The following is a 12,726-nucleotide window of genomic DNA, read 5'->3' as shown; positions in this document are numbered from 1 at the left end:
GACATCGATTGGTGCTAACGTCCATCGAAGGCACTGCGGTGAGTGGCAAGTTTGAATTTGTTCGCGCTCCAAGTAACAGGTCACTTATCTCGTACATCGTACGCAATGCATGAGTTGCACATCAAGAACCACAATCAGCGCAGCAACATTGTGCGTGATCCTTGGGCTTGAGGATTGGGCGCGACGCAACGCAATGCGTGTGGACGCCGCGCATGGAGCGCTACGCCGTTGCGTCCGTGCGCTGTTGCGCACGGAGGAGGTTCGTACCCGGAAATCGCGCGATTGCTAAGACCCGGGTCCGCTGTTCGGCCGTGCGCGAAAGCGGCAGCTGTTCGAACCGCAGGATCTTGTACGTTCGGGACGTCGAGAATCTGGTCCTAAGCGGCATGGCCGAGGATTGAAGGATCCTCGGCTGATCGAAATCTACGTGCGCAACTACAATCGTGAAAGAGAGCGGCTTGCCGGAGACGCGGCCGCAACGCGCACGCGACTGGAGGCGAAGCGCGATCGGATCGAGGGCGAGCGGCAGCGCAACATCGATCTTGTGATCAGCTATGTCAGTTCGGAGGAAGATGCCCGGCAACGCATTGCAGAGCTGAACGGGGGACGACAGCGTGTCGAGGCGGAACGGGCCGCGCTTGAGGAAGTCCCCATCCCTGTGGCCCTGCATCCGGCAACCTTGGATCGCCATGTCGCGACCGTCGACGGCGCTGGCGGAAAGGATGGCGGGCCACGCCAGTGCCGACGACGACCGAGGCACCCTGTTCGACGATTTCCGGGCCCTCGTGCATGGCGTCGCGGTTCACCCGAAGGGACCCCGGGAGGGCTTTGAGATTGAAGTCAAGGGAAAGCTGGCCGCATTGCTCGGGGAGATGTGTTCCCAGAGGCCCGCTACAATAGTGGGTCACGCGTGGTAGCGGGGGGCCGCTACCGCCTTTCCCCACACCAACCAAACCTGCGATATCTCATCCAATCCTTTGCATGAGGCAGTTCATGTTGGCGGCAGCAAGCCCGGCTCTTACGCTCTAAGCTACGTGGCTTGGAGGGCCGCGAACCTCAGTATCCGGCGAAAGGGGCAAATTCGCGGAAATTCGAAAGGGGCGCACGTTCGGCGCCACCATCATACAATGTCCCGGCAAAATGGTTGCTCGCCCTATTGGAGCGCCGCAGCTACCCGGCGGGCATGCTTCTCACGGGAGAGGTCCAAGGTTCGATCCCTTGTGCGTCCACCAGTTCAGCCGTCACATCAATGATTTAGCAAATCAATTCCCTAAAGCCGTGCCCCAGAAAAGCTCGGGCACAATAGGGGCACCTCGGCTCGGTTGATGAAAAATGGCTCGCCATGGCCCACCCTCCTGCGGCCGCCGCGATGTTGGCGCCAATCAAGAGACTCGGCCGAGCCATTACGACGACATCCATGTCGGCAGCATCGTAAAGCAGGAAGGACCAATGGAGCCGGTGAGTTCGCTTCTTTTCGGCATCGCCGCGGTAGCGAGCAGGATCACCAAGCCATTCGATGCGGAATGCGCTGCGTTCGAAACGTCGCGGACAGTTGACTACGCCTCAAGTAGCAAGTCGGCGTTGACCTATCGCCGAAGATGATAGAACTTGCCCGGCGACTATACCCTGCCATCGAATTTTGCGAGGCAGACGTAGAGCATCTCCCATTTTCCAATCATACGTTTGATGCGGTTGTCTGCGCGTTCGGCCTCGGACATTTTCCCCGGCCAGAACTTGCGGTCGCAGAGTGCGTGCGAACCTTACTACCCGGTGGACGTATTGCATTCGCTTGGTGGGATGATCCATCTCGCCAGCGAATCCAAGGCATTTTCCGTGAAGCTATTGCCGAGATCGGCGCATCGGTAGCTTTGGACTTGCCACAAGGCCACAACGTTTTCCGCTTCTCCAATTCAGGAGAATTCCTACGGTTGCTGGAGGGGGCTGGGCTCACCGAGGTAGCAGTTGCCGAGCACACCACGACTCTTTTTGTCCCCGATACGGAAACCCTTTGGCGAGGCGAATTAGGAAGTCTTGTTCTAACCGGCGCTGCTATCAGACAGCAAGATTCGGCCACTCAAAGCTCGATCCGAGCCGCCTTCGAGCGTCGCGCCAGGGCCTACAAGACTGACAATGGATTGAACCTGCCTACCGCGTTCAAAATAGGCTCAGGCCAGCGGCCGACGTAAAGATGACATCCGGCCGATTGGCCGCAAAGACAGCTATGGCCACATGCCGAGGTCACGCCGCCTCATTCGATAACCTCGTCTGCACGGGACAGCAGAGTCGCCGGCGGCGTCAATCGAATTGCTTTGCCGCCTTGAGGTTGGCGACGAGCTGGAATCTTGTCGGTTGGAACACGGGAATGTCGCCAGGTCTTGTACCGTGGAAGATGCTGACGATTTGTCGCGCGATCTGCCGCAGCGCGTCCGATAGGTCCACCGAGTAGGCCAGCAATCCACCCACCGCTGGACATGGGGAATCTTTCGGGCATCTGCTTTGCCAGCCTGCTCGCATTCTTCGCATTTGTCGGTTTTGAAGACCTCGCCAATGTAGTGGAAGAAGCCAAAGTCCCGCACAGGAACATTCCTGGGCGATGACGCTGACGCTTATCTTGACCTCCGTGCTCTACGTCCTGATAGCCGCCATATCCGTGACCATCGTACCGTCACGCGAGCTCGCCGCATCCTCAGCGCCGCTGAGTCTCACGGCAGGGCGATCTCCCCGTACACTTCTCGGAAGTTCATTCACGAACCGGCACACCATTGACCGCTACCATTGCCGTACTATTGTCTGTTGCTTTCCTTGCCCTCGCCTTTCAGATCGAAATGCTCGCAGAAGGAACTTCACTCGCCACGTTGACGACGTTTGCGCTTGTCAACCTGTCGCTGCTTCGCATCCGATCACGGCGCATCGGTTCCACGTCACCGCACGTGCGTGTGCCGATCTGGGTCCCGGAAGCGCTTCCCTGGATGGAGAAAATGTAAGCAGGGCAGACCTAACCAGGAACAAGGCTGGCGCGACATCATCGATCCGTAGCCCAAGTATCAGCGCGCCGCCGACCCGACGGTCGTTGATTGGTCTCAATGCCCACCGGTTGTTGCAGAACTATCGGCAGGCAGGGATGCGTTGTTTGATGAAAATCAATTGGCGATCCGAGCACGCTTCTATTCTTCGCCCGCCATTCATTCCAACAAGGAGATATCCGATGGCGGAAGCTGCAACGAAGCTGCCGGTGAAGAACGAGCCGTCTCAGACGACACCCTCAACGCGCGTCCAGGAATGGCGGCCGTTCGATACCTTGCGAAATCAGGTCGACCGCCTGTTCCGCGATTTCGAGCACGGATTTCTGCAATCGCCGCTCTATCGCGACATCGATACATTCTGGCGCCGTGACCTCGGATTCCCGGTGACGCCGGCCGTCGACGTCGTCGAAAAGGACACTACGTTCGAACTCACCGCGGAGATCCCCGGACTCGACGCCAAGAACATCGAGCTCAGCCTCTCGGACGATGTCCTGACCATCAAAGGCGAGAAGAATGAAGAAAAAGAAGAGAAGACCAAGGATCGATATGTATCCGAGCGGCGTTACGGCTCCTTCCGCCGCTCCCTTCAACTTCCCTCCAGCGTCGATCCAGCCAAGATCGAGGCCACTTACAAGAGCGGCGTTCTCACCGTGAAGCTCCCAAAATCCGAGGAAGCCAAGAAGAAGCAGACGGTTATCCCGATCACGACCAAGTAGTGCATGCACCGGCCTCGCCGTCCTTCGATGGCGGGGCCGCATTTTTTCCCGGGGGACGCCAGCAATGCCTCACAAGCAAGTCCTGTTTCACTCCGCCGCACGCGAAAAGGTCTTGCGCGGGGCCACCCTGCTCGCGGATGCCGTGCGGGTCACGCTGGGCCCGAAGTCCAAATCCGTGCTGATTCAGAAGAGCTGGGGTACCCCGATCGTCTGCAACGATGGTGTCACCATCGCGAAGGAATTCGATCTGAAGGATCCTGAGGAGAACCTGGGCGCCCAAGTGCTCAGGCAGGCGGCCGAAAAGACCGGCGATGTCGTCGGTGACGGCACCAGCACCTCGACCATTCTTGCGCACGCCATGCTGGCGGACGGCATCAGGAATGTCGTCGCCGGCGCTAGCGCGATCGATCTGAAGCGCGGCCTGGATCGCGGCGCGCGGGCGGCGACGGCTGCACTTCATGCGATGGCGCGGCCCGTCAAGACCAAGGCGGAAAAGGCGCAGGTCGCCACGATCTCGGCCCATAACGACCCGTCCATCGGTGGCCTGGTTGCGGACGCCCTGGAAAAGGTGGGAGGCGAAGGCGTCATCTCTGTCGAGGAGTCGAAGACAACCGAAACCGTGCTCGATGTCGTCGAAGGCCTGAAGTTCGACCGCGGCTTCCTGTCACCCTACTTCGTCACCGATGCGGAAAGGATGGAGTCGGTTCTCGAGGATCCCCTCATTCTGCTGTGCGACCAGAAGGTCAATGCGCTGCGAGACCTCGTCCCGCTGCTCGAAGACATCGCGAAGGCAGGCCGGCCATTGCTGGTCGTTGCGGAGGACATCGAAGGCGAGGCTCTTGCCACGCTGATCGTCAACCGGCTGCGCGGCGTCCTCAAGGTATGCGCGGTCAAAGCGCCAGGCTTCGGCGATCGGCGCAAGTCCATGCTGGAGGACATTGCGATCCTGACCGGTGGCCAGGTGATCTCCGGCGATGTCGGCCTGAAGCTGGAAAACGCAACGTTGGCGCAGCTAGGCCAGGCCTCACGCATCGTTGCCGACAAGGAAAACACCACCATCATCGGCGGCAAAGGCGATAGCGTCCAGATCAAGGCGCGCGTGCAGCAGATACGCCACGAGATCGAGAAGACCACCAGCCAGTATGACAAGGAGAAGCTCGAGGAGCGGCTGGCAAAGATGTCCGGAGGCGTGGCGGTAATCCGGGTGGGCGCTCCGACAGAAGCCGAAATGAAGTCCAAGAAGGAGGCGCTGGACGACGCCATCAGCTCGACCAAGGCCGCCGTGGCCGAAGGCATCGTGCCGGGTGGCGGGCTTGCCCTGCTTAGATGCGTGGATGCCGTCAGCAAGGAAGAAGGGGCCAGTGAAGGCGACGAAAGGACGGGAGTCCAGATCCTCAAGCGTGCGCTCGAGGCCCCTGCCCGCCAGATCGCGGAGAACTCTGCGACCGACGGCGGCGTGGTGGTCGCGCGCATGCTGGCCAGCGAGGGCAATGTCGGCTTTGACGCCTCGCGCAAGGAATATGTCGACCTCGTCGAGGCAGGCATTGTCGACCCGGCCAAGGTGGTGAGGATTGCACTTGAGAACGCTGTCTCGGTCGCAAGCGTACTGCTGCTGACCGAGGCGACCATGACGGAAATTCCCGAACCAAAGAGGGAGCGGATGCCGGAGCCCGAAATGGGCATGTAAGGATGTGGGGCTTAGCGGACGCTGGTCTGCCTTCCCTCAAACTTCGGCAAGTGGAATTCAGCCGGCGCCAGGCGTAAGCCTCTGCAATTCATTCAGAATCGGACGGCGAGCCTGCGGCCGTTACAGGACGACGTGAGCAATATATTTCACCAACATACGTAAATCCCCTTGCTCGCCGTGGTAGAAGACAAACTGCTCCTGCGTCGGGAGGGCAGTCCCATGGAACGGTTCATTCACAATCAAAACCTGAAGCTTTATAATCAAAAGCTTGCCGATCCAAATACCGGCGAGGCCGAGCGTGAGACGATAAGAAAGCTCCTGGCAGAAGAAGAAGCCAGAGAGGCACCTGTCGCTGCTGCTCCGCAAACTCGCAGCCCTAACCAATAGCGCTGCATGGATCGAGATGCGCTCTTGCAAAAGCTGCTTCTATTCGAACAGCAGATTGCTGATGGCGAAGTCCAGCTTGTGCGTCAGGAAAATCTGATCACGAAGATGGAGGTAGGCGGCCAAGATACCGCCGAGATGAAGGCCGCCCTCATCACGATGCGCACTACCTTGGCTCAGCTCCGGCAAGAACGCCGCCGCATCCTTGACTTGCTCGATGAGTAAGCGCCACTGATCTGGCAGCCTTCCGTCAAGCCCAATCAAGCGGCCGATGCGCCGGTCAGGTGTCTCTCGATTTCACCGATCGGGTGCCTGGTAAGATCCTTGTTGATCTCGGCAACGATGAGCGCCCGAACGTCGGAATGGAAGGCGTTTCTGAGATCGGCAAGTGTTCTGGGCGGCGCCACGACGACGAGAGCGGGTACCTTTCGTTGACGGACTACCTGCTCCATTTTGGCAGCGACATGCTTGGCGAAGCGGTGCTCTTCGATGTCGTGCCAGTCGACGGGCTCGACCGCGCCGCGTTGGCCCGAATGCTGCGCCTTGCTCACGCGTCCGGGCCGTTCGCTTCCCTGCTCGTGCGTTGGTGGATTGACGTCCTCGAAGACATTTTCCGTCTTCAGGTTCGGATACATTTCATCGCCTTCGTTCCTCAGAAAGAGAGCCTTGCGGCCATCCCCCACGAACACAAAGGCATTGTGTGGAATCTTCACCAAGCTCATCGAGCCACTCCCTATCTAAAGGCCGAACGGATAGGTATCGGGCAGACCCTTCAGCTCTGTGGTATCCAGCGGCGTGACAGCACGCGTGTTGTCGAACCACACATACTCGTCGAACTGCCGCGGCAGCTCCGTGCGGAAGTAGTGGCTGGCCAGTTCGGTCTCAGGCCGATAGATCACGCCGACCGCGCGCTGCAGTCGCTCTTTGCCAAGCGCGTTCGGGCCCGACAGGTCGTCGCGGCCGCGAAGGCCAAGCAGGAAATGCGCATGCCCGGTGGCGTGGCAAAGCCGCTCATAGCTGCCGGACAGCGAGGGCCGGAGTTGCTTGATCTCCATCGGGCCTCCCCAGTCGGAAGCAGCGGCGACGGTTCCGCTGTAAGTGCCAAAGCCGACGAGATAGGCCTGCGCGCCAAAGGCGCGACGGCACAGCTGACCGAGATTGTATTCGCCTCGCGCAGCCATCTCCGTCGCCTGCGAATTTCCGACGTGGGAGTTGTGCGCCCAGACCACCGCCTTGCTATCGGGGCCATGATGCGCAAGGAGATTCTCCAGCGTCTCGAACATATGCGTATCGCGCAAGTTCCATGACGCCCGCGAGCCGTAATACATGATGCGATAGTATTTCTCGGCATTGGTGACCAGCCGCGCGTTCTGGGCGGCGTCGAGAAACCGATCGCCATCGTGTTCTGCATAGGCACGCCGCTTCGCCAAGAGATCGGTCAAGTTGCGCACCACATCGCCTTCGCAGATCGGAAACCTGCCGCTCAGCGCTGCATGCCCATAGGTCACAGGGTCGCGCTGCCACGGCGTCAGGCAGGCATAGCGCTCGCGGGCAATCCTGGCAGATTCCGGATCGATCTCGTCGAGATACGCCAGGACTGACCTGATGGAATCGTAGAGAGAGTACAAATCCAGGCCATGGAAAGCGACACGTCGGCCCCGGGGAACGGCCCCATTGTGCTTACGAAGCCAGTCGACCAGTTCCCTGAACTCGGTGTTCCTCCACATCCAGGTCGGGAAACGCGCGAATGCCGTCCATTCCGAGGGTGGGTAGTTGAAATGCCTGACGTAATGATCGACCCGCGCGGCATCCGGCCAATCGCCTTCGATGGCCACGAAGCTGAAGCCCTTCTTGACAATCAGGTCGCGCGTGATGCGCGCGCGCATCCTGTAGAATTCCGACGTCCCATGCGTCGCTTCGCCCAGCAGCACGACCCGGGCGGAGCCGATCCGTTCCAGCAGCGGGTTGAGATCGGCGGAATCGATGGAGCGGAACGGCTCGGCGCCGTCCGCCAGCTCTTGCACCAGCAATTCTTCGTCGCCGGGTGTGCGCCGGAGCAAGCGTCGCCCGGTGCGTTCCGCTTTTCTCCCCTCGCCGGTCCACCCCTCCTCGCCGATCAAGGGAACAAACCGCACGTCGGCGATGTCCTCGCTTCGATATTCGGTTTTTGACACACGCGTAACGCGCACCAGCTCCTGGACACGCTGGTCCGAGCCAACCGGCATCACCAGGCGGCCGCCAACCTTCAACTGCGACTTGAGCGATTCCGGCACTTGCGGCCCGCCAGCAGCCACGACAATGGCATCATAGGGCGCGTGCTCTGGCCAACCCTTGGTGCCGTCGCCGTGAAGCACATGCACGTTATCGTACCCAAGCTCGGAAAGCGTCCTAGCCGCGTTCTCCGCCAGCAAGCCGACACGCTCGACGGTATAGACATCGGCCGCGATCTCCGAGAGCACTGCGGCCGCATAGCCGGAGCCGGCTCCGATCTCCAGTACGTTCTCGCCTCCCTTCAGCAACAGGGCCTCCACCATGAAGGCGACGATATAGGGCTGCGAAATGGTCTGCTCGGCAGCAATCGGCAATGGCGAGTCGTCATAGGCGAACTCGCGAAGCTGCTCCGGAAGGAACAATTCGCGCGGCACTTTGCGCATCGCCTCGATAACAAGCTCGTCCTGAACACCACGTGCCGCAATGCTGTGTTCGACCATCTCCAGCCTGCGCGAACGAAACTCGGCTTCCGCGGCAGGACGCTCCTTCGCAATTTGCGGTGCCATGCGCCACTTTCCTTCACGCCTCGACAAATGGCAGCCTAGGCAACCCGATGGGCCTCACATTGAGCAGAATCAATGCCGGCAGGCGACCCTAGACTAATCTTTTTAAATAACCCCCGTTCCTGGAGCCGCGCATGAAAGCCCGAGACGTCATGGTTTCGCCGGTCATCACCGTCGGCAAAAACAGCACGGTACGCGATCTGGCCAAACTCCTGCTCGCCAATCGCATCAGCGCAGTCCCGGTGGTCGATTCCGGCGGCAAGGTGGTTGGAATTGTCAGCGAAGCTGACCTGATGCACCGCGCGGAAGCCGGCACCGAGCGTCCTTCCTCGTGGTGGCTGTCGTTAATCTCTGGTGAGAGTGCTCTCGCAGCCGAATACGTCCAGAGTCACGCGCTGAAAGTGAAAGACGTGATGACGACGGACGTCCAGACAGCGCAGCCGGACACGCCTCTCGTCGAAATCGCCGACATGTTCGAGGAAAAGCACATCAAACGGGTTCCAATCGTAAATGCTGCGGGCAAGCTGGTCGGCATCGTCGGCCGTGCCAACATCATTCAGGCCGTTGCGAGCGCGCGCCCGCAGCTCGAGATCAGCCTTCCTGACACAGCGATCCGGGAGAAGCTGATCGCGGAACTCAAGAAACACTCCTGGTCCCACGTTCACAACCTCAACGTCACTGTAACGAACGGCGTTGTCGATCTCTGGGGATTTGCGGAGTCCGACAAGGAGCGACAAGCCATCAGGATTGCCACCGAATCCGTGCCAGGCGTGGTCGCGGTCAATGATCACCTGATGCGAGTGCCGGCGTTCGTTTACTGATCCGGCGCGATACCTGCGCAGACCAAGCGATTCCGAAAGGCGTCCCTCTCTAGCTGAATTGAGGCCTCCCATGCGTGCTCATCAGATCATGTCCAGGCCGGTCATCACCGTCGCGCCCGAAGCTACAATCGTCGAGGCTGCAAACATCATGCTCAAGCATCATGTGAGCGGCCTGCCGGTCGTCGACGCGGCAGGCAAGCTTGTCGGCATCATTTCTGAAGGCGATTTCCTCCGCAGGAGTGAAACCGGTACCCAGCGTCGCCGCGGCCGCTGGCTCAGCTTCCTTTTTGGACCGGGCTCTACCGCGGGTGATTACGTCAACGAGCATGGTCGCAAGATATCGGAAGTGATGACACCGGAACCGTTTACCGTGACCGAGGAGGTTCCGCTGGCTGACGTCGTTGAGCTGATGGAGTCGAAGAACGTCAAGCGGCTACCCGTAACCCGCGGCAACGAGCTCGTCGGCATTGTCACACGTGCCAATCTCCTTCAGGCCGTCGCAAGCCTGGCCCGACATGTTTCCGATCCTACGGCCGATGACGACCACATCCGCAATCGCATCATCCAGGCGATGGAGAAGCAGGAGTGGTGCCCGTTCGGCCTCAATGTCATCGTCCGGGACGGGATCGTTCACCTCAGCGGCATTCTGACCAGTGTGGGGGGTCGGCAGGCGGCCATCGTCGCGGCGGAAAACGTCGAGGGTGTCGTCAAGGTGCATGATCACCTGCGCTGGATGGATCCGATGTCGGGAATAACGATTGAGTCCCCGGAGGACGAGGAGTACGCGAAAGCAAGTTGACCGGCTTCCCGCGCGGTATGTACTTTCAATCATCTTCTTAGTGGAGCAGATCAATGAGTGCGACAGGCGTTACCAGTCTCGACCACACGGTCCAGGAAACCAACATATGGCTCAAAGACGTCCAGGAGGAGATGAACCTGGAGACGCGACAGGAAGCCTATAACGCCTTGCGGGCAGTGCTTCACACGCTGCGGGACCGGCTTCCTCCTGAAGTCGCGATCAAGCTGGGGGCACAACTCCCTCTGCTGCTGCGCGGAATCTATTACGAGGGCTGGCATGCTGCGGGAACGCCGACCAAAGAGCGCCACCTCGGCGATTTCGTGGACCACGTATGGTCGGAGCTGCCGAAGCAATTTCCCGTCGACCCATTGAACGTGACCCGGGGCGTGTTCGAAATCCTGTGGGAACACCTTGATCCCGGCGAGTTTGAGAAAGTGATGCAGCACCTGCCGGCTTCCATAAGGGAGCTGAATGCCTAGACATTCAGGGCGTTGCAGCAGGCGCGCAAACGGCGCGACTAGGCCGGCCAAAGTCCGTGAATTTCCGGCGGCGTAGCTGCTTTTGCATCTTCCAACACTGTGGCAGGCCTGCGCCTGGCGAGTTCAAGCATGACCGCGCGGGCGACCGGCTCGGCATCGACTGCCAAGTCATGATTGACCCCGTCACGAATGCGCTCAAGAAAGCCAGCCCGGCTGGTCAACCTGTGCGCATGCGGGTGCCAGCCCTCATAGTAATACCCACGCAATAGGCTCGGTAGGTTGGCGCCGAGATAAATTGCCTCGTCGCGGCCGAGGCAATCTCGTATTGCGTGGAGTGCTGCGACCAGTGCTGACCAAGCCCGCCGTCGGTCATGCCAGTCAAGACGATGCAAGAGTACGGCAATCCAGTCTTCGACCGCCTGCACATCCGCAGCGAAGTCTAGGCCCGATGCCATGCCTGCGCCCTTTCCGTGACGGATCCGTCAGCCACAGACGAGGACGCGGCGCCAATGGCGTCCCGTCCAGACGGCGCGGCGATAGCAGCCGTCGTAACCATAGTAGCCATACGGCGCATAATAATACGGTGCAGGCGGATAGTAATAGACGGGAGCGGGGTAGCCATAGTAGTAAGGTCCGGGACCCCAATAGCCGCCGGCTGCCGCACCGATCAGCGCCCCGGCCGCAATGCCGCCGATGACGCCGGCGGCGATCCTGCCGTTGCGCGCATCCGCTGTGGTAGGGCCCATGGCTGCGGTCGCAAGCAGCGCTGCGGCCGCAATGGTGATGATCCGTCTTGCTCGCATCTTTCAGTCCTCCAACGCAGTACAAATGCAGCCTAGCTGTGTTCGCTCACGCCGGGATTGCGCAAGATCAAACGAGCCTACTCGACTAGATGCGCGCCGGGACTCGCGAGATCCGCGGGGCTAGAAGAGGTCATCGGGAGATACGTAGGGCAATCCTGGTTCGTCGGCGACAGCACGACATGTAAGTTTGCCATCGTGCACGTTGAGTCCGCTGCGAAGGCCGGGATCTTCCCGCAGTGCCCGCACGATCCCCTTTTCGGCGAGGGCCAGCACGAACGGACCGGTGGCATTATTGAGCGCAAAGGTCGACGTGCGTGGCACTGCGCCCGGCATGTTCGCGACGCAGTAGTGCACAACGCCATCCACGACATAGATCGGCTCATCGTGCGTCGTCGCCCGCGAAGTCTCCGCGCAACCGCCCTGATCGATGGACACGTCGACCAGGACAGTGCCGCGTTTCATTGCCGCAATCGTCTCACGCGAAATCAGCTTTGGCGCCGCTGCGCCGGGGATCAACACGGCCCCGATCACGACATCGGCCGACCGGCAAAGCTCCGCCACCGTCTTCTCGTCAGCCGCGATCGCCTTGGCCCGGCCATCGAACCGCCTCGCGAGCCGATCGGCGGTCGCCCGGCTGCGGACTGCGATCGTGACCTCGGCTCCCATACCTATCGCGACATCGGCGGCGCTGGCCCCCACAGTGCCACCGCCGACAATCACGACGCTGGCCGCAGCCACGCCATCGATCCCGCCGAGCAGAATGCCGCGACCACCGTGAAAATATTGCAAGAAGTTCGCCGCCACCTGCGGGGCCATGCGGCCGGCTACCTTCGACATCGGCGCCAGCAAGGGCAATCTTCCGATCGGGTCGGTTACCGTTTCGTAGGCGATGGCCGTAACTCCAGACCGCAGGAGGTCGTCCAGCTGAGCCCGGTCGGGCGCAAGATACAGATAGGTGAAGATGGTTTGCCCGCGGTGCAAGCGCCGACGCTCCGATGCCAGCGGCTCCTTAACCTTGACGATCAGCTCGGCTCGTTCGAAAATCGGCTCTGCGGCTTCAACGATATTTGCACCCGCCTCCAGATATTCGCGATCAGATATCCCCGCCCCGACACCAGCCCGGGTTTGGACTTCGACGCGATGGCCGCGGGCGGAGAGTTCGCGCACCGTCGCGGGAACAAGCCCCACCCGGTATTCTTTCGGCTTTATCTCGGCGGGCACACCGATCAGCATGACGACC

14 protein-coding genes and 1 pseudogene are annotated in these 12,726 nt (G+C 60.4%); 8 read left to right on the top strand and 7 right to left on the bottom strand.

Going from position 1 to position 12,726, the window contains the following annotated elements; genetic code table 11:
• Positions 1–220: 220 nt before the first annotated feature.
• Positions 221–691 carry a hypothetical protein gene (locus QX135_RS20520; RefSeq protein ID WP_316179781.1) on the bottom strand — a complete coding sequence of 157 codons (471 nt, stop codon included), beginning with the start codon at positions 689–691 and terminating at the stop codon, positions 221–223.
• Between the two features lie 895 nt (positions 692–1,586).
• Between QX135_RS20520 and QX135_RS20515 the strand changes: the two are divergent.
• Positions 1,587–2,186, top strand: a pseudogene (locus QX135_RS20515) (class I SAM-dependent methyltransferase); the annotation flags it as partial.
• Between the two features lie 109 nt (positions 2,187–2,295).
• Here QX135_RS20515 and QX135_RS20510 read toward each other — a convergent pair.
• A complete protein-coding gene (locus QX135_RS20510; protein ID WP_316179783.1) occupies positions 2,296–2,454 on the bottom strand; it encodes a hypothetical protein in 159 nt (52 codons plus the stop codon).
• Positions 2,455–3,070: 616 nt separating this feature from the next.
• Here QX135_RS20510 and QX135_RS20505 point away from each other — a divergent pair.
• The 4 genes from QX135_RS20505 (at position 3,071) to QX135_RS20490 (ending at position 6,035) form a co-directional block, all read left to right on the top strand.
• Positions 3,071–3,739, top strand: a complete 669-nt coding sequence (locus tag QX135_RS20505) for an Hsp20/alpha crystallin family protein (protein WP_316179785.1) — start codon at positions 3,071–3,073, stop codon at positions 3,737–3,739.
• Positions 3,740–3,803: 64 nt separating this feature from the next.
• Positions 3,804–5,426 (top strand): chaperonin GroEL, encoded by a 1,623-nt coding sequence (gene groL, locus QX135_RS20500; protein WP_316179787.1) that lies wholly within the window; start codon positions 3,804–3,806, stop codon positions 5,424–5,426.
• Positions 5,427–5,645: 219 nt separating this feature from the next.
• On the top strand, positions 5,646–5,813 hold the full coding sequence (locus tag QX135_RS20495; RefSeq protein WP_316179788.1) for a hypothetical protein: 168 nt from the start codon (positions 5,646–5,648) through the stop codon (positions 5,811–5,813).
• A gap of 24 nt (positions 5,814–5,837) precedes the next feature.
• Complete coding sequence (locus QX135_RS20490) at positions 5,838–6,035, top strand: hypothetical protein (protein ID WP_316179790.1); 198 nt, start codon at positions 5,838–5,840, stop codon at positions 6,033–6,035.
• A 35-nt stretch (positions 6,036–6,070) separates the two neighbouring features.
• Here the strand turns inward: QX135_RS20490 and QX135_RS20485 are convergent, their stop codons facing one another.
• Positions 6,071–6,526 carry a host attachment family protein gene (locus QX135_RS20485; RefSeq protein ID WP_316180002.1) on the bottom strand — a complete coding sequence of 152 codons (456 nt, stop codon included), beginning with the start codon at positions 6,524–6,526 and terminating at the stop codon, positions 6,071–6,073.
• 21 nt (positions 6,527–6,547) lie between these two features.
• A complete protein-coding gene (locus QX135_RS20480) occupies positions 6,548–8,587 on the bottom strand; it encodes a protein-L-isoaspartate(D-aspartate) O-methyltransferase (protein WP_316179791.1) in 2,040 nt (679 codons plus the stop codon).
• 131 nt (positions 8,588–8,718) lie between these two features.
• Here QX135_RS20480 and QX135_RS20475 point away from each other — a divergent pair, with 131 nt between their 5' ends.
• The 3 genes from QX135_RS20475 to QX135_RS20465 all read left to right on the top strand — a co-directional run bounded on the left by QX135_RS20475 (position 8,719) and on the right by QX135_RS20465 (position 10,683).
• Positions 8,719–9,405, top strand: coding sequence for a CBS domain-containing protein (locus QX135_RS20475; protein WP_316179794.1), 687 nt, complete (start codon positions 8,719–8,721; stop codon positions 9,403–9,405).
• Between the two features lie 70 nt (positions 9,406–9,475).
• Positions 9,476–10,204, top strand: coding sequence for a CBS domain-containing protein (locus QX135_RS20470; RefSeq protein WP_316179796.1), 729 nt, complete (start codon positions 9,476–9,478; stop codon positions 10,202–10,204).
• 53 nt (positions 10,205–10,257) lie between these two features.
• Positions 10,258–10,683: a DUF2267 domain-containing protein gene (locus tag QX135_RS20465; protein ID WP_316179797.1), complete on the top strand. Its 426-nt coding sequence runs from the start codon at positions 10,258–10,260 to the stop codon at positions 10,681–10,683.
• Positions 10,684–10,721: 38 nt separating this feature from the next.
• On the opposite strand, the gene QX135_RS20460 is transcribed toward QX135_RS20465, so the two are convergent.
• The 3 genes from QX135_RS20460 to ald all read right to left on the bottom strand — a co-directional run bounded on the left by QX135_RS20460 (position 10,722) and on the right by ald (position 12,719).
• On the bottom strand, positions 10,722–11,138 hold the full coding sequence (locus QX135_RS20460) for a DUF2267 domain-containing protein (protein ID WP_316179799.1): 417 nt from the start codon (positions 11,136–11,138) through the stop codon (positions 10,722–10,724).
• 27 nt (positions 11,139–11,165) lie between these two features.
• A complete protein-coding gene (locus QX135_RS20455; RefSeq protein WP_316179800.1) occupies positions 11,166–11,486 on the bottom strand; it encodes a hypothetical protein in 321 nt (106 codons plus the stop codon).
• Positions 11,487–11,606: 120 nt separating this feature from the next.
• Positions 11,607–12,719 (bottom strand): alanine dehydrogenase, encoded by a 1,113-nt coding sequence (gene ald, locus QX135_RS20450; RefSeq protein ID WP_316179802.1) that lies wholly within the window; start codon positions 12,717–12,719, stop codon positions 11,607–11,609.
• Positions 12,720–12,726 lie beyond the last annotated feature (7 nt).

Origin of the sequence: Bradyrhizobium sp. SZCCHNR1098 (assembly GCF_032489375.1) — a bacterium.
GTDB lineage: Bacteria > Pseudomonadota > Alphaproteobacteria > Rhizobiales > Xanthobacteraceae > Bradyrhizobium.
Note: the sequence above shows the minus strand (reverse complement) of the source record. Positions and strands in the feature narration are given on the sequence as shown.